Source organism: Mycobacterium sp. (assembly GCF_049608025.1).
GTDB lineage: Bacteria > Actinomycetota > Actinomycetes > Mycobacteriales > Mycobacteriaceae > Mycobacterium.
Map to the genome: position 1 here is coordinate 68,270 of NZ_JBMYXC010000014.1, position 15,953 is coordinate 84,222.

The window sequence follows — 15,953 nt, forward strand, 5'->3', positions numbered from 1 at the left end:
GCTCAGCAGCAGCCTGCTCAGCAGCAGCCGCTGCCGAAGACTCCGTTGCGTCCGTTGTATCTACCTCCGATGCGGACGACCCGGATGTGGTGTCAGTGCTCGCCGCTCCCGATGAGGAAGGCCCATTCGATTCCGACGACGAATTGTTCCTCGCCGCGTCTTGCCTCGCCGACCAGGAACGCCGCTTTGATTCTCGTCGACTGTCACGGGCCGCCGAGTACCTCGAAGATGTGGATGCCGATGACCGCTCTGAGGACGGATTCTTCGAACCGGACCCACCAGTCTCGGCAAACGCGACGGTAGGAGTCGCGGCCAGCGCGATACCGACACCCAGGGCTAGCGAAATGGCGCTGAACTGTCCGACATATACGATCCTGGCGCCCCGTGCGGCCTTAGCTTTTCTGACGGGGCCTACGTGCGCCGAGTCCGAAGACGGTCGACACGAACACTCCGATTCGACTATCGCCAGCCTTGGGCCAACACGGTTACCTTGGAGCGCTGGAGCGCACCCGCCCGATGATCCTGCGTGCTCATCGAGCGAAAGTCTCTGCGATGACATACCAAGCCCCCCAAAGGAGTTGAGCGCCTTCGCTCAGCGGTTCCGCTGCGATATCGAAAAGCGCCGCTGAATGAAAACTACCAGCTGTGCATCACCCGTGCAGCGACTTTGAGCAGTTAGCTCGGACCTCTTGAAAACACCACTGGATTCCCGTCCGCCGGGCCGGCTCCGTTGCGACGGTGACCTCGTTTTCCACGTTCTTCGTGGGAAAATTCGCACCGCATCACGACTCCCCCGTTGCGAACGCACGCCTGTCGCGACATTCCAATTTCCGTTGCCCAGCAAACACGGTGACCTTCGCTGAAATCACGACCTCGTGCGATGTTGAAAACCGGACACGCTCGCCGAAAGGCCGAAACGCTGCTGGGGCAGAAAAGAACTCTCGACCGAAGGATGTTGCTGTCATCCCACGAAACCAACCGGCTCTCACGGCGAGACCCAATGCCCAAACCTGACCTCGAAAGCAGCCGTGGGCAGTTTGCAGGCCCCATGACGATTAAGCCGTCACGCCCATCGACAAGCTTGTAGAGTTCCAATTTGTGCATAACTCGGAGTCGGGCGAACCCTTCGGTCTGAGTTGAGAACAGTGGCGATCCGGATGCACCCGTTGGAGGCAGAGGCGGTGGACCAGAGTCCGAACTTGGTGGCTCTCAACGGTTTACAACCCCCCTCCCACCAGATCCGAACCCGCTATCTCAGGGTGCTCGTCACGGTTGCGGTCGACCTGCTCTTCGCGTCGATAGCGATCGCGCTGAGCTTGTGGTGGTCCGCGACGGTAGATGGTGTCAATCCCCCCATTTGGGTAGGCTTGATCTGGGCCCCGACGGTGGTCGTCATCCTCGCGGCGCGGTCGACGTACCGCTCCAACCTGAACCGCAATTCCCTCGACGAATTCGCATCCATCGAAGCGGGAGTCGCGCTATCGGCGATTTTTCTGCTCGCACTGCTAGAACTCACCAACGCCTTCGAAGACCCCGGAAACACGGTGATCAAGATTTGGCTGTGCGCCGCGGTGCTGATGCCCGTCGGTCGGATGTTACTCACCACGACCCAGGCCAGCCTGCGGCGACAGAGTCGCTGGGTCTCCCCCACGCTGATCGTGGGCAACGGGATAGTCGCGCATCAGATCATCGATCGCCTGAAGTGCGCTCCCGAATATGGACTTTCGCCCGTCGGACTCGTCTCGTTCACGTCGCCGTGGCGGGGCTCTGGTGACGACGCACCGACGTCCGGCGTACCCCACCTCGGTACGCCGGACGAAATCGAGCAAATCATCGAGGACACCGGCGCCGAGTGCATCGTCATCGCCTTCACCAACGAGCCGGACGAATTGCTGACCCGCGCGATTCGGGTCGCCCATCTGCACGAACTCCGGGTGTGGGTCGTGCCCCGGATGTTCGACTTGGTCGGTGAGCGCGCGCGTGTCGAACACATCGGCGGTCTTCCGCTGCTCGCGCTGAGCCACCAGAATCCGAGAGGGTGGCAGTTCACGATCAAGCACATCGGCGATCGGGTCGTTGCCGCCATCGGCCTCGTGCTGATCTCACCTCTCATGCTGGCGTTGGTGGTGTTGGTCCGGCTGAGTTCGCCAGGCCCCGTATTCTTCGGCCAGCCGCGGGTCGGGCGAGACGGCAAAGTCTTCCAGTGCCTGAAGTTTCGGTCGATGCGTGTAACGGGAGATGCCGACACAGAATTCGAGCCTGAAGCCGGCAGCGCACCCGGCGGCGTCGAGGGCGAGGATCGCCGCACCAGAATCGGCAAGATCATGCGGTCGACGTCGCTGGACGAGCTCCCACAACTCATCAACGTCGTCAAGGGCGAGATGAGTCTGGTAGGCCCTCGACCCGAGCGGCCGGAGTTCGTCGAACTGTTCGAGTCCCATATTCGACGCTACGGCGATCGGCATCGAGTCAAGGCTGGCGTGACCGGGTGGGCGCAGGTCCACGGGCTGCGCGGCCAGACCTCGATCGCCGACCGCGCCGAATGGGATAACTACTACATCGAGAACTGGTCGCTGGCACTCGATGTGAAGATCTTGCTGCTGACAGTGCCCGCGGTGCTCCACCGCGCAGAGTGACACGCAGTCAGAGCGCTCACCCCAGATCTGTCTTTTCGGCGCCGCGCGCCCACGCGGGTGTGATGAACACCCCTTCGGCCTCCACGGTGACCCCCTCGGCGTCCATCAGGAAGCCGCGTGCGAACGTCTTGACATCGTCTGACCGCTCAACGAACGCCTCCGCGCGAATCCGCCCCAACTGAGTGCCGCGCAGATACCTCAGGCTGATCGTGCCGGTGAACCTCGGTTGGGTGAGCCCTTCGCTGGCCACCTCCCCAAGGATGTGGTCGAGAACCAGAGCGCAGATTCCGCCGTGCACCCAACCCGGTGGCCCTTCGTAGGCGGGACCCAACATGAATTCACTCACGCACCGACCGTCCTGACGGTGCTCGATCACCATCGGTGGGGCGATGGCATTGCGCAGACCCACAGCAGGATTCGCCCAGGCCAACGGCCGCCCCGTGTCAGCATGCCGCAGCGTCGAGGTTGCGCTGCGCTGCTCGCGCTCCAACAGGTCCGTCGCCGCCTCCAGGTGACCCAGAGCCTGTTGGACCGTCGCCTCATCGACCGCCGAGTGAATTCCGACATCGATGAGCCTGCGCAGCGCATCGGTCAGCGGCTCATAACTCGCCCGCAGGCGCGCATACTCCTGGGCGCTGACGACATCGAATTCGAAATCCACTGCCTAACCTCCGAAGATATCCAGCACCACGGCTTTCGCGCGTCGGGTAATCCTCAGATAGTTGTCCAAGAATTCGCCGCCGTCGCCGTCCGGCCAGCCGGCCGCAACCGCCACCGCGTTGAGCAGTCGGCCCGGCCCGGGCAGTTGATCGGTGGGCTTGCCGCGCACTAGCACCAGTGCGTTTCTGGCCTTCGTCGCCGTCAGCCAGGCGTCGCGCAGCAATTCGATGTCCTTCTCGGCAATCAGCTCAGCCGCGCCGGCGGCGTGGAGCGTGTCCAGCGTCGACGTGGTGTGTAGCGCAGGCATCTCGTGGGCGAAGCGCAGTTGCAGCAATTGCACGGTCCACTCGATATCGGCCAACCCACCGCGGCCCAGCTTGGTGTTCGTCTTCGGATCGGCGCCGCGCGGCAGCCTCTCGGCGTCCACCCGCGCCTTGATTCGCCGTATCTCCTGGACCGTTTCGGCCGATACGCCGCCCGCCGGGTAGCGCGTCCTGTCCGCCATCAACAAGAAGCGGTCGCCGAGCTCGAGATCGCCCGCCACCCGGTGGGCACGTAATAGCGCCTGGATCTCCCACGGCTGGGCCCACTGTTGGTAGTAGGCCGCATATGAGGCAAGAGTCCGCACCAGCGGGCCGCTGCGTCCCTCGGGCCGAAGGCTGGCATCGACTTCCAGCGGCGGGTCGCCGCTGGGGGTACCCAGTAGCGTCCGCACCTGTTCGGCCACCTTGACAGACCAGCGCACCGCGACCGATTCCTCGAAACCCTCATTGGGTTCGCACACGAACATCACGTCGGCGTCGGAGCCGTAACCGAGTTCTGCCCCGCCGAGGCGGCCCATCCCGATAACAGAGATGCGTGCAGGCGGACCACTCTCGGGGGTGTGCGCACGGATCACCGCCTCCAACGCGGCCTCCAGTACCGCCAACCACACCGACGTGAGCTGCTTGCACACCTCGGTCACCTCCAGCATCCCGAGCAGATCTGCCGACGCAATCCGGGCCAGCTCCCTGCGGCGCAATGACCGCGCCACCCCGATCGCCCGCAGCGGATCGTCGTGTCGGGCCGCCGAGGCCACCAGGGACCGCGCCGCCCCCTCGGTGTCGACATCGCACAGCTTTGGCCCGTTGGGCCCATCTGCGTAGAGCTGGATCACCTCAGGGGCATGCATCAGCAATTCCGGCACGTATGCGGAGGTGCCCAGCACATGCATCAGCCGTTTGGCCACCGCGCCCTCGTCGCGCAGCGTCGCCAGGAACCACCGCTGGTCGGCAAGTTCGTCGCTGACCCTGCGGTAGGCCAGCAGCCCGGCATCAGGATCGGGGGTGTCGGAGAGCCAGTCCAGCAGCGTCGGCAGCAGCACCTGCTGCACGCGGCCCCGGCGCGCGGTACCGCCGGTCAGCGCAGCCAAGTGGGTCAGCGCGCTCCGCGCCCCCTCATAGCCCAGCGCGGCCAGCTGACGTTCGGCTGATTGCGTACTCATGCCGTCCGAAAGTCCCAGGTTGTCTTGACCGACCGACTCCAGAAGAGGTTGGTAGAACAGCTTGGCGTGCAGCCGCGACACCCGCCGACTCTGCCGTTTGAGTTCCTCGCGCAGCACGCCAGCGGCATCGTGGCGGCCGTCCGGACGGATGTGCGCCGCACGGGCCAGCCACCGCATTGCCTCCTCATCGTCTGGTTCGGGCAGCATGTGGGTGCGTTTGAGACGTTGCAGTTGCAGCCGGTGTTCGAGCAGCCGCAGGAATTCGTAGGAGGCCGTCAGGTTGGCGGCGTCGTCACGACCGATGTAGCCGCCGTTGCCCAGCGCCGCCAGCGCGTTGACGGTCGAGGCCACATGCAGCTCATCATCGTTGCGGCCGTGCACCAGTTGCAGGAGCTGGACCGCGAACTCCACATCGCGAAGGCCGCCGCTGCCCAGCTTCAGCTCGCGGTCCCGAACGCCGGCGGGCACCAACTCCTCGACGCGCCGGCGCATCCGCTGCACCTCGGGCACGAAGTTCTCGCGCTCGACGGCCGTCCACACCATCGGCATCAGCGCCTCGGTGTAGCGGGCGCCCAACTCCATGTCGCCGGCGGACGGCCGCGCCTTCATCAAAGCCTGGAACTCCCACGTCTTCGCCCACCGCTCGTAATAGGCGATGTGTGAGTCCAGCGTCCGCACCAGCTGACCCTGCTTACCCTCCGGCCGCAGCGCGGCATCTACTTCGAAGAACGCGTCGCTGGCCAGCGTCATCATCTCGCCGGCGATCCTGGTGGCGACGCCCATGCTGGCGTGCGAGCCGTCATCGGCGACGAAGATGACGTCGACGTCGCTCACATAGTTCAGTTCCTGCGCTCCGCACTTGCCCATGGCGATCACCGCTAGCGCAGGCACCGCCTGATTTGCCTTGTCACCGCATACCGACCGAGACACGACGTTCAGCGCCGCACCGAGCGCGGCGTCGGCCAGGTCGGAGAGATGTTCACCCACGACGGTGAACGCGATCACCGGCTCGTTCTCCACCGTCGAGGCCAGGTCCAGGGCGGCCAGCACCAGCAATCGGTCGCGATACAGAGTGCGCAGCGGCGTGACGGCAGCCGCGGCGCCGGTTAACTTTTCGGCCTCCTCGATGAACACTTCTCGCAACTCCGGCGCCGAGGGTAAGGAGACGTTGCCCGCCAGCAGGTGCCACGAGTCCGGGTTGGCGATCAGGTGGTCACCCAGCGCCAGAGACGACCCGAGAACGGCGAACAGCCGGCCCCGCAGGCTGCGGTCCTTGAGCAGGGCGCGATTGAGTTGACCCCATTCGCTGCCCAACGCCTCGGAGAGCCGAATGAGGGCGCGCAGGGCAGCATCGGCATCTGGTGCGCGCGACAGCGACCACAACAACTCGCATTGGGCGTCGGTGTTCCACCCGAGCACGTTCAGATCGGCTTGCGCCTGCGGTTCGACCAGGCCGAGCCGACCGACACCGGGCAGCGTGGGACGTTGTGTCGCGGGTTTGGCCACATTTGTGAATCTACAAGGACAGGTAGGCCTTCAACTCGAACGGTGTGACATGGCTGCGATAGTTCTCCCACTCGGCGCGCTTGTTGCGTAGGAAGAAATCGAAGACGTGCTCCCCGAGCGCTTCGGCGACCAACTCCGAGCCCTCCATCTCGGTCAACGCCACGCCCAGGCTGCCGGGCAGCTCCCGATAGCCCATGGCGCGGCGTTCCTCGGGCGTAAGGCTCCATACGTCGTCCTCGGCCTGCGGAGGGAGCACATAGCCCTCCTCAATGCCACGCAGGCCCGCGGCCAGCAGCACCGCGAACGTCAGATACGGATTGCAGGCCGAATCGGGGCTCCGCACTTCCACCCGCCGTGACGACGACTTGTGGGGCGTGTACATCGGTACCCGCACCAGCGCTGAGCGGTTGGCCGCACCCCACGACGCCGCCGTCGGGGCCTCACCGCCGTGCACCAGCCGCTTGTAGGAGTTCACCCACTGATTGGTTACGGCGCTGATCTCGGTGGCGTGCTCGAGAATGCCTGCGATGAAGGATTTCCCGACATCTGAGAGTTGCTGAGGATCGTCGGCGCTGTGGAAAGCGTTGTTCTCGCCCTCGAACAAGCTCATGTGCGTGTGCATCGCCGAGCCAGGATGCTTGGCGAACGGTTTCGGCATGAATGTCGCGCGGACACCGTCGCCGAGTGCGACTTCCTTGACCAAATACCGGAAGGTCATCACGTTGTCGGCCATCGACAGAGCGTCCGCGTAACGCAGGTCGATCTCCTGCTGGCCCGGCGCGCCCTCGTGGTGGCTGAACTCCACCGAGATGCCCATCTGCTCGAGCGCGTCGATGGCATGGCGCCGGAAATTCGGCGCCGAGTCGTGCACCGCTTGATCGAAATAGCCACCGTTGTCAGCCGGGACGGGTTCGGTGCCGTCGTAGGGCCCCGGCTCGATGAGGAAGAACTCGATCTCGGGATGGACGTAGCAGGAGAAACCGAGATCCCCGGCCCGGGAAAGCTGGCGGCGCAGCACGTGGCGTGAGTCGGCCCACGATGGTGAGCCGTCGGGCATCGTGATGTCGCAGAACATCCGTGCAGAGTGGTGGGCACCGGCGCTGGTCGTCCACGGCAGCACCTGGAAGGTCGACGGATCGGGACGGGCGACCATGTCGGCTTCTGACACCCGGGCGAATCCCTCGACCGCCGATCCGTCGAAGCCGATGCCCTCCTCGAAGGCACCCTCCAGTTCGGCCGGAGCGATCGCGACCGACTTCAGGTATCCCAGGACATCGGTGAACCACAATCGGACGAAGCGGATATCGCGTTCTTCCAGCGTGCGCAGCACGAATTCCTTCTGTCGATCCATGCTGGGCAGCGTAGATTCAGGCTGTTAACTCTGTGTTACGGCGCTGCTTGCAGCGCCTTACGTGCCGCGGGCGTGACCGAATCGACGTGGACGCCGACCAGGGCGGGTTCTCAGGCGTTGAGTTCGTAGGTCAACCACGTCGATTTCTCGGCGCCGATACCGTCGTACAGCCGTTGCGACGTCACGTTGTCGGGTGCGGTCTCCCAGACCAGCTTCGCCGCGCCGCGCTCTCGGCACAGCTTGAGGCAGTACGCGATCAGGGCACGCCCGGACCCGGTGCCCCGCGACTGTGGCGTCACGTACAGGTCGTTGAGCACGCCGACGCGCGCGGCATACAACGTCTGCCAGGTCCAGAAGATCGTCGCGAAGCCCACCGGAAGTGCGGCCGTTCCATGGCTCTGCCGGGCGATGAGTTGCAGACCCTCGGCGGGGTCGGCGATCAGTGCCCGCGAAAGCTCGGCGAGCTTCTCATCCGACGGGTCGACTCGATAGAAATCGCAGTAGCTGCGCATCATCGGCATCAACTCCGGCAGGTCGGCTTCACCCACCACGGTGATGTCCGGGGGGTTCAGCATCGAGTGCCTGGAGGGGGGACAGTCACGTCGATCAGGTAACGCGACGCGATGTCGTCGATGCACGTGTTGCCCTGGAAGACGACGGTGTGCTGGGTTCCTTCGAAGGTGACCAGCGTGCCTCCGAGTTGCCTGGCCAGATCGACACCGGCCTGGTAGGGAGTCGCAGGGTCGTTCGTGGTCGACACCACCAGGATTGGCGGTAAACCGGCAACCTCGATCTCGTGTGGCCCGCTCGTCGGCGGCACCGGCCACAGCCCGCACGTCGACATCGGCGCGAGTCCGGTGAAATCGCCGTAACTCAGGAACGGCGCGACTTCGCGCATGCGCCGATCCTGCTCGACGAGGGTGGGGCGGTCGGTAATCGCCGGTTTGTCGACACAGTTGACGGCCACGCGGGCATCGGTGGCGTTGGTGTACCGGCCTTCGGCGTCACGGCCCATGTAGAGGTCGGACAGCATCAGCATGGTGTCCCCCTCCCCCTCGGTGACTTCCTTGAGGGCCTGAGTCAGATGCCGCCAAAGGTCGGGCGAATACAGCGGCAGAATGGTTCCCACGATCGCGTCGTTGTAGCCCAGGCCACGCGGATCCTTGGTCTGCGCCGGCGTTTCGACCAGCGGCGCCACCAATGATCGATATACGTCGACGGCCTTGGTCGGATCTGTCCCCAGCGGGCATTCAGAGTCCTTGGCGCAGTCGGCGGCGTAGTCGTCGAACGCCTGCTGGAACGCAGCGGCCTGACGGATGTCAGCCTCGACCGGGTCGGCGTTGGGGTCAATGGCACCGTCAAGAATCATCGCCCGCACGTGCTCTGGGTAGGTCTCTGCGTAGCTCGCACCAATGCGGCTGCCATAGGAGTACCCGACATAGGTCAACTTGTCGTCACCGAGCGCCGCGCGAATCGCGTCCAGGTCCTTGACCACGCTGGCGGTTCCGATGTTCGCCAGGAAATCCTTGCCCATCCTGTCCACGCAGCGCTCGACGAACTCCTTGGTCTCGTTCTCGATGTGGGCCACACCCTCGGGCGTGTACTCCACGACGTTATCCGCACGCAGTCGGTCGTTGTCGGCGTCGCTGTTGCACCACAGAGTCGGTGTCGAGTTCGCGACCCCCCTGGGATCGAAGCCGACCAGATCAAACCGCTGTCGCACTGACTCCGGCATCGATTCCGCCATCGACGCTGCGGCCTGCACACCCGATTCCCCCGGCCCGCCGGGGTTGATGACCAGCGAGCCGATCTTCTCGCCGGTGGCCTTGAATCGGATCATGGCGATTTGGGCGACCCCGCTCTCGGGGGTGTCGGCGCTGTCCCAGTTGACCGGGACCGACAGCATTCCGCACTCGGCGCCCACCAATTGGCGCGGTTGCTCAGAAGTCCCGGCCTGGCAGGACACCCACTGGATGGGTGAACCCGGCCTTGGTATCGAGATCAGCGCACTCCCGCCGACAACCTTGCTGCAACCGGCAACCAGGAACAGCACGGAGGCCAGCAGTACGGCGGACCGTACGGCCCCGGTCTTGAGGGTCATGGGACCACATGCTGCCATGAAGCATCATCGTCGCTGGCAACGCGGCTATCGCCGGACCCTTCCCGCTACCCGGTAGCGCTCAGGAGTTCGTCCAGGGCGGGCTGGAAATCGTCGGCCATGTTCCACAGATCGGGCAGCAACTCCGGGCAGGAAACGATCCCGACGTCGAGTTTGCCGTTGAGTGACATCACCGTGATGTTCAGCGCGGAGCCGTGGAAGATCGGGCCCAGCGGATACATCGCCTCGACCTCACAGCCCAGCATGAACAGCGGCATCTGCGGGCCGGGGACGTTGGAGACGACAAGATTGTGCACGGGCCGGGCGCCGCTGAGCCTACTGCTGGCGTACACCCGCATCGCCACGCCGAACACCGCAGGCGCGGCGAACTGCGACCAATCCTGCAACAAAGTCGCGCTGATCCCCGAACTGTGTTCTTTGGCAACTGAATTGCCTTCGGCGATGACTTCCAGTCGCTCGGCGGGATCCTCGATGCTGGTTTCGAGCTTGGAGAACATGCCCGAGACCTGGTTGCGTCCGGGGCGATCAGACTTGCCGTGCACAGACACCGGCACCATGGCGACCAGCGTGTTCTCCGGCAGTTCCTCGCGATCGAGCAGGAACTTGCGCAGCACACCGGAGACCAGCGCCATCACCACGTCGTTGAGCTTGACCCCGAAGTGGTTCTTGACGGTCTTGATCTCGTCGAGGTCGAGTTGGGCGAAGGCGACATTGCGATGGCCCGTCACGTTGGCATTGAACGGGGTCTGGGGAGCGGCGAACGGGGCCGCCATCGTCAGGCCGCTACGGGCCCGCTTGACGGTGTCGACAACCGACGAGAGGGTGCTCGGCACCATGTTGGCCAGTTGCAGGGGCCTGCCCGCGAATCGCACCGCGCCGCTGACCGCGATCTCCAGACTGCTGGCGTCCCCTGCCCCGTCGACCGGGTCCGGCGGTGGCGCGTCGGGCTCAGTCGTACACAGCTTTGACATCAGGTTCGCGCCCGTAACTCCGTCGACGCCGGCGTGGTGCACCTTCGTCATCACCGCGATCCGCCCCCCGTTCTGAGCGTCCGTGCCGGCGACGTTCTCGATGACCCACATCTCCCACAGTGGCCGGGCTCGGTCCAAGGGCAATGACGCAATATGGCCGCAGATCTCGCCGAGTTCGTTGCGGCCTCCCGGCGAAGGTAGCCCGATTCGGTGCAGGTGGCGGTCGACGTCGAAATCCTTGTCCTCCACCCACACCGGATGGTCCAAGTTGAACCGGCTGTCGGCGAGCTTCTCGCGGAATTCGGGCATCGCCTTGATCCGCAACGACAACGCCTCGCGGAGTCGGTCGAACGTATAGCCCCCCGGCATCGACGCGGTGTCGAGCTCCAATATCGAGCACACGTGCAACGGCTGCGCTGCAGTTTCAAGGTAGAGAAAGCTGGCATCGAGTCCACTGAGCCTTTGCATGCCGCCGATCGTATGCCCGGCGGCCGCATGTGTGAGCAAATCCACTTAACGCACCGTTCACCCGCCGGCGGCTTGAGTGGCACACTGGGCGTGTCAGCGAAACCCGGGGACCGCTACGGCCTCGAGGATTCGAAACGACCCGCCCGATGAGGTGACAACGATGTCTGAGCAGATCGTCTACGGTGCTGCCGCAGATCCCACGCCGCGCGCCAAAGTGCGCACGCACCATCTGCACAAGTGGAAGGCCGAAGGCCACAAGTGGGCCATGTTGACCGCCTACGACTACTCCACCGCTGCGGTCTTCGATGAGGCCCAGATTCCGGTGCTCCTGGTCGGCGATTCCGCAGCAAACGTTGTGTATGGCTACGACAACACCGTGCCGGTGACGCTCGAAGAACTGATTCCGCTGGTGCGCGGGGTAGTACGGGGCGCCCCGCACGCCCTCGTGGTTGCCGATATGCCGTTCGGCAGCTACGAAGCGGGCCCTTCCCACGCACTTGCCACGGCGACCCGATTCCTCAAAGAGACCGGCGCACACGCCGTGAAACTGGAGGGCGGTGAACGAGTGGCCGAGCAGATCGCCATGATCAGCGCCGCAGGCATCCCGGTGATGGCGCACATCGGCTTCACCCCGCAGAGCGTGAACCGTCTCGGCGGGTTCCGCGTCCAGGGCCGCGGCGACGCCGCCGAGCAGACCGTCCACGACGCGATCGCGGTACAGGAGGCCGGAGCGTTCGCCGTCGTCATGGAGATGGTGCCCGCCGAGTTGGCCACCCAGATCACCGGCAAGCTGACGATCCCCACTGTGGGCATCGGCGCGGGGCCGAATTGCGACGCTCAGGTCCTCGTCTGGCAGGACATGGCCGGCCTCACCACCGGCCGGACCGCCAAGTTCGTGAAATGTTTCGGTGCGGTCGGCGAAGAACTCCGCCGTGCGGCGACTCAGTACGCCGAAGAAGTCGCCCTCGGCACTTTCCCCGCCGAGGAGCACTCCTTTTAGACGCTTGTTCTAGACGCTCGGCGTTCCAGCCGCCCGATCCACCGCGCGAGACAAGGGGACCATGGCCGTGGCATCACCCGAACCCTCCAGCTATACCGAGACCGAGCGCAAGTTCGAGGTCGTCGAATCCACCGTGACACCCTCGTTCGAGGGACTGTCGTCCGTTGCCCGCGTCGAGCGGTCGCCGGCACGACAACTCGACGCCGTCTACTTCGACACCCCGGACCATGATCTGGCCCGACACGGGATCACGCTGCGCCGCCGCACCGGTGGTCCTGACGCCGGGTGGCACCTCAAACTGCCTGCCGGACCTGACCAGCGCACCGAGGTGCGCGTGCCGTTGGAGGGCGAGGCGGGCGTGAAATCTTTGGTTCCCGAAGGCCTTCGCGATGTGGTGCTCGCGATCGTGCGCGACGTTCCGCTCATGCCGATTGCACGCATCGACACCTGTAGGTCCATCGAGATGCTGTACGGACCCGACGGCCGCGCAGTGGCCAAGTTCTGCGATGACCAGGTCACAGCGAGCACCGACGGCGGCGACGAGCAGCGATGGCGCGAATGGGAACTGGAGCTGGCCGAGAGCGGCGTCCACGACGCCTTCGATCGGCTAACGCACCGCCTCTTGGATGCCGGCGCGCTGCCCGCCAGGCACGGTTCGAAGCTCGCCCGAGTTCTCGCGGCGAGCGGATCGGCACCGACACTGCCTGACGTGTCCCCCGACCCACTGCACCGGGCGGTGGCCGACCAAGTCGGGGCCCTGCTGGAATGGGACCGTGCCGTTCGGTCAGACGTCCACGACTCGGTTCATCAGATGCGGGTGACGACCCGCAAGATCCGCAGCCTGCTGCAGTCCTCGGAAGGGTCGTTTGGCATTACCGACGACGCGCCGATCCTCGATGACCTACGCCAGCTCGGCGGCGTGCTGGGCATCGCACGGGATGCAGAGGTGCTCGCGGCGCGATACGAGCACGCGCTGGACGACCTACCAGCGGCCAACGTCCGGGGCCCCGTCCGGGAGCGGCTCGTCGACGACGCAAAGAAGCGCTACCAGAACGGGTGGAAGCGATCGTTGGCAGCGCTACGCTCACCGCGCTATTTCCGTCTGCTCGACGCGCTCGAAGAGCTGGTGGCCGCCGACCCCCCCGCGCTGCCTCCCGGCGAGAAACCGCGTCAGGCGACAATCGACGCGGCCTACAAGAAGATCCGCAAAGCCGTCAAAGTTGCCCCCGGCGGGGCCGAGATCGACAGTGACGAGGCGCTCCACCGAATCCGTAAGCGTGCCAAGAGACTTCGCTATACCGCTGCGGCCACAGGGGCGACCAAGGTTGCCGCCCGAGCCAAGACGATCCAGACGCTGCTGGGCCATCATCAGGACAGCGTCGTCAGCCGGTCACACTTGAGCCGGCAGGCCGGGCTGGCGCACGCCGCCGGCGAGGACACCTTCACCTACGGGCTGCTCTATCAACAAGAGGACGATCTCGCGCAACGATGCGAAGACCAGCTCGACAGCGCACTCAAGAACCTGAACAAGGCCGTCCGCCGATCCCGCCGGCGGTAGGTTCTTTCCGCCGGCCGATGCGGCTTGGCTGGGCTCCGGCACCGCGGCCGACGCCACGATCGAGGTCAACGGACTCGGGCAGAATAAGCATCGACGTGCTCGACCAGGAGGCAGTGATGGCTACGCAGCGGCAGCGGCTGGCGCAGTTGAAGGCGACGCTTGCGGAGGAGTATCCCGGCGAGGACGGCGAGAAGATCCGTGCGGAAGTGCTCGACACGGCCCGCGAATACTTGCGCGGCGAGGTGACCGTCACAGAAATCGGCGAAGAGCTTGCTGATGCCCGCCTCGAGTTGGCGACCGCGATCGCGGCGGCCAAGGTAATCGGGTTGTTGGCGATCGAGAACGGCGGGCTTGAGCAGTCGACGGCGCGCGAGCTTGGCGTGGACCGTCTGACCGTGCGCGACTGGCAGATCGGGCGCCGCCGCTAGCCGATCCCGCGCCAGCGTGACCGCTCTCGGAAGAGCCTGCCCATGTGGCACGGCGAGAGCGTGGAAAACAGCTCCGGCCGGCAACCCCTTACGCCACCGACTTGGGGCGGATGAGCTGGCCTGTAAGCCGGATTCTGTTCCTTTCTGCCGCCTAGACGGCAGAAAGGTGGCGACCATCCATCTGGACACACCGTCACCAGGTGCCTCAAGCGGCCTACCCGCAGACTCGGGCGAGCAGCCCTCCAACGTCTGCGCTGCCGCGCCCCCGCGCGACATTCTTGGCCTTGCTTCGGGTGGGGTTTGCCTAGCCGCTCCGGTCACCCGGAACGCTGGTGCGCTCTTACCGCACCGTTTCACCCTTACCGCCCATCGCCCGAAGGCGCTGAGGCGGCGGTCTGATTTCTGTGGCACTTTCCCGCGAGTCGCCTCGGATTGCCGTTAGCAATCACCCTGCTCTGCGAAGTCCGGACTTTCCTCCAACCATCCTCGACCGTTATCCCCATCGGGCCGGTAAATGATCCGCGGCCGCCCAGCCAGCTCATCCGCCCTAACAACTTAATGGTTGAGGCACCGATTCCGTTAATGGTTCAGGCACCTAATGGTTCAGGCGATACCGGCAACAGGTACGCACGGATCACGAACAATTCTTGGGCCGAGCACGCGTTCACCGAGCCCCTTCGGGAGACGCGGGACGTCATCGAGGGTGTGTGATGACGATGTGTGGAGTTGGCCTAGGCGGCATCGAAGGTGACGAGGTCGATGCTGAGTTGGCCTTCCATCCGGCTGATGGTTTTTCGGATCGGTGGTCCGGGTAGTGGTGGGGCGGTGGATTGGTAGGTCGCGCCGGTGGGGGTGCTGAATTCGGCGAGGTGTTCGCCGTGGTGTTCGCTGGTGGTGGCTGTCCAGCCGGGGGCTTCTTTGGCGTAGTTGCACGCCTCACATTCGCCGAGACCGTTGAGTGCGCTGGTGGGTCCGCCCTGCCGGTGGGGCACGGCGTGGTCGCGGTGGCGGATCGCGGCGTTGCAGTAGGGGGTGCGGCAGGTTTGGTCGCGTAGCCCGATGAAACGTGCCAACCCTTTCGGGAAGATCCGCGATCGTGATTCCATGGCCACCAGTTGCCCGCTGCGTGGATGGCGATACAGCCGCCGCAGGGTCGCCTTGGCCGCGGCGTCGGTGACCGCGTCGCCGGTGAGCTTGCAGGCCAGTCCGGCGGGAATGGGTCCATAGCCGTCTAACCAGCCGGGTTCCTCATCGTCGCCGGCCAGTGTGGTGTCGGCCATCACCAGGTTCAGCGCTACGGGCACCGGTTGCTGGGCGGGCCGACCCGTGACCCGCTCAAGGAGGGTGTCGGCCATGATCTGGCCTCGCGAGCGCTCGTCGAAGGTCATATCGGCGTGGCGCCTCAACGCGGCGTAGACCGCGACGCCCTGGGCAACGGGCAGCAGGGCGCTGACATAGGTCATGGTGTCAGGTGCCGGGCGGATCGTCACACAACGGTCTGTAGCGGCTTTGGCCACGCGATCAACCACGGCAGCGGCATCCAGGCGGGCGGCGATCTTCTTGGCCTCGGCGGCAACCCGAGCATTTCCCCAGCCCGCCACACAGGAGATATCGGCGCACAGGGCAGCATCCAACTCCCGGCGGTGCTGCACCGACAGACAGGCCGATTCCCGCACGATCAGGGTGGCCCGCCACTCCGAGAGCACCCCGGCGGCCAACGCGGCCAGTGTGTGGGGCATCTCCTCCACGAGTGCCTTGGCCATTCCCAGATGG

The 15,953-nt window shown here is 65.1% G+C and carries 11 protein-coding genes and 1 other RNA gene; 4 read left to right on the forward strand and 8 right to left on the reverse strand.

Annotated features, from left to right (window positions below):
- The first annotated feature begins 1,181 nt into the window (after window positions 1–1,181).
- Window positions 1,182–2,636, forward strand: a complete 1,455-nt coding sequence (locus ACPGXI_RS07405) for a sugar transferase (protein ID WP_526651356.1) — start codon at window positions 1,182–1,184, stop codon at window positions 2,634–2,636.
- Between the two features lie 16 nt (window positions 2,637–2,652).
- Here the strand turns inward: ACPGXI_RS07405 and ACPGXI_RS07410 are convergent, their stop codons facing one another.
- The 6 genes from ACPGXI_RS07410 to ACPGXI_RS07435 form a co-directional block, all read right to left on the reverse strand.
- Complete coding sequence (locus tag ACPGXI_RS07410) at window positions 2,653–3,297, reverse strand: PaaI family thioesterase (RefSeq protein WP_526651358.1); 645 nt, start codon at window positions 3,295–3,297, stop codon at window positions 2,653–2,655.
- A gap of 3 nt (window positions 3,298–3,300) precedes the next feature.
- Window positions 3,301–6,285 (reverse strand): bifunctional [glutamine synthetase] adenylyltransferase/[glutamine synthetase]-adenylyl-L-tyrosine phosphorylase, encoded by a 2,985-nt coding sequence (locus ACPGXI_RS07415; RefSeq protein WP_526651360.1) that lies wholly within the window; start codon window positions 6,283–6,285, stop codon window positions 3,301–3,303.
- A gap of 10 nt (window positions 6,286–6,295) precedes the next feature.
- Window positions 6,296–7,636 (reverse strand): glutamine synthetase family protein, encoded by a 1,341-nt coding sequence (locus tag ACPGXI_RS07420; RefSeq protein ID WP_526651362.1) that lies wholly within the window; start codon window positions 7,634–7,636, stop codon window positions 6,296–6,298.
- A 110-nt stretch (window positions 7,637–7,746) separates the two neighbouring features.
- Window positions 7,747–8,211 carry a GNAT family N-acetyltransferase gene (locus ACPGXI_RS07425; RefSeq protein ID WP_526651364.1) on the reverse strand — a complete coding sequence of 155 codons (465 nt, stop codon included), beginning with the start codon at window positions 8,209–8,211 and terminating at the stop codon, window positions 7,747–7,749.
- Window positions 8,205–9,737, reverse strand: a complete 1,533-nt coding sequence (locus tag ACPGXI_RS07430; RefSeq protein ID WP_526651366.1) for an alpha/beta fold hydrolase — start codon at window positions 9,735–9,737, stop codon at window positions 8,205–8,207. The genes ACPGXI_RS07425 and ACPGXI_RS07430 overlap by 7 nt, the downstream gene beginning before the upstream one ends.
- 65 nt (window positions 9,738–9,802) lie before the next feature.
- Complete coding sequence (locus ACPGXI_RS07435) at window positions 9,803–11,194, reverse strand: WS/DGAT/MGAT family O-acyltransferase (protein ID WP_526651368.1); 1,392 nt, start codon at window positions 11,192–11,194, stop codon at window positions 9,803–9,805.
- A 160-nt stretch (window positions 11,195–11,354) separates the two neighbouring features.
- On the opposite strand from ACPGXI_RS07435, the gene panB reads away from it, so the two are divergent.
- The 3 genes from panB to ACPGXI_RS07450 all read left to right on the forward strand — a co-directional run bounded on the left by panB (window position 11,355) and on the right by ACPGXI_RS07450 (window position 14,180).
- On the forward strand, window positions 11,355–12,194 hold the full coding sequence (gene panB, locus ACPGXI_RS07440; protein ID WP_526651370.1) for a 3-methyl-2-oxobutanoate hydroxymethyltransferase: 840 nt from the start codon (window positions 11,355–11,357) through the stop codon (window positions 12,192–12,194).
- Window positions 12,195–12,255: 61 nt separating this feature from the next.
- Complete coding sequence (locus ACPGXI_RS07445; RefSeq protein ID WP_526651372.1) at window positions 12,256–13,752, forward strand: CYTH and CHAD domain-containing protein; 1,497 nt, start codon at window positions 12,256–12,258, stop codon at window positions 13,750–13,752.
- A 116-nt stretch (window positions 13,753–13,868) separates the two neighbouring features.
- Window positions 13,869–14,180, forward strand: a complete 312-nt coding sequence (locus tag ACPGXI_RS07450) for a hypothetical protein (RefSeq protein WP_526651374.1) — start codon at window positions 13,869–13,871, stop codon at window positions 14,178–14,180.
- 107 nt (window positions 14,181–14,287) lie between these two features.
- Here the strand turns inward: ACPGXI_RS07450 and rnpB are convergent.
- Together rnpB and ACPGXI_RS07460 are read right to left on the reverse strand one after the other, a co-directional pair.
- Window positions 14,288–14,721, reverse strand: an RNA gene (gene rnpB / locus ACPGXI_RS07455) — RNase P RNA component class A.
- 190 nt (window positions 14,722–14,911) lie between these two features.
- Window positions 14,912–15,953, reverse strand: a 1,042-nt coding sequence (locus ACPGXI_RS07460) for a DUF222 domain-containing protein (RefSeq protein WP_526651376.1), incomplete at its 5' end; no start/stop codon positions are given.

What these genes read in the sequence shown, in the direction of transcription:
- ACPGXI_RS07435 (WP_526651368.1), bottom strand. Translation starts at nt 11,194, where the DNA reads ATGCAAAGGCTCAGTGGACTCGATGCCAGCTTTCTCTACCTTGAAACT.
- ACPGXI_RS07420 (WP_526651362.1), bottom strand. Translation starts at nt 7,636, where the DNA reads ATGGATCGACAGAAGGAATTCGTGCTGCGCACGCTGGAAGAACGCGAT.
- panB (WP_526651370.1), top strand. Translation starts at nt 11,355, where the DNA reads ATGTCTGAGCAGATCGTCTACGGTGCTGCCGCAGATCCCACGCCGCGC.
- ACPGXI_RS07430 (WP_526651366.1), bottom strand. Translation starts at nt 9,737, where the DNA reads ATGACCCTCAAGACCGGGGCCGTACGGTCCGCCGTACTGCTGGCCTCC.
- ACPGXI_RS07445 (WP_526651372.1), top strand. Translation starts at nt 12,256, where the DNA reads ATGGCCGTGGCATCACCCGAACCCTCCAGCTATACCGAGACCGAGCGC.
- ACPGXI_RS07425 (WP_526651364.1), bottom strand. Translation starts at nt 8,211, where the DNA reads ATGCTGAACCCCCCGGACATCACCGTGGTGGGTGAAGCCGACCTGCCG.
- ACPGXI_RS07450 (WP_526651374.1), top strand. Translation starts at nt 13,869, where the DNA reads ATGGCTACGCAGCGGCAGCGGCTGGCGCAGTTGAAGGCGACGCTTGCG.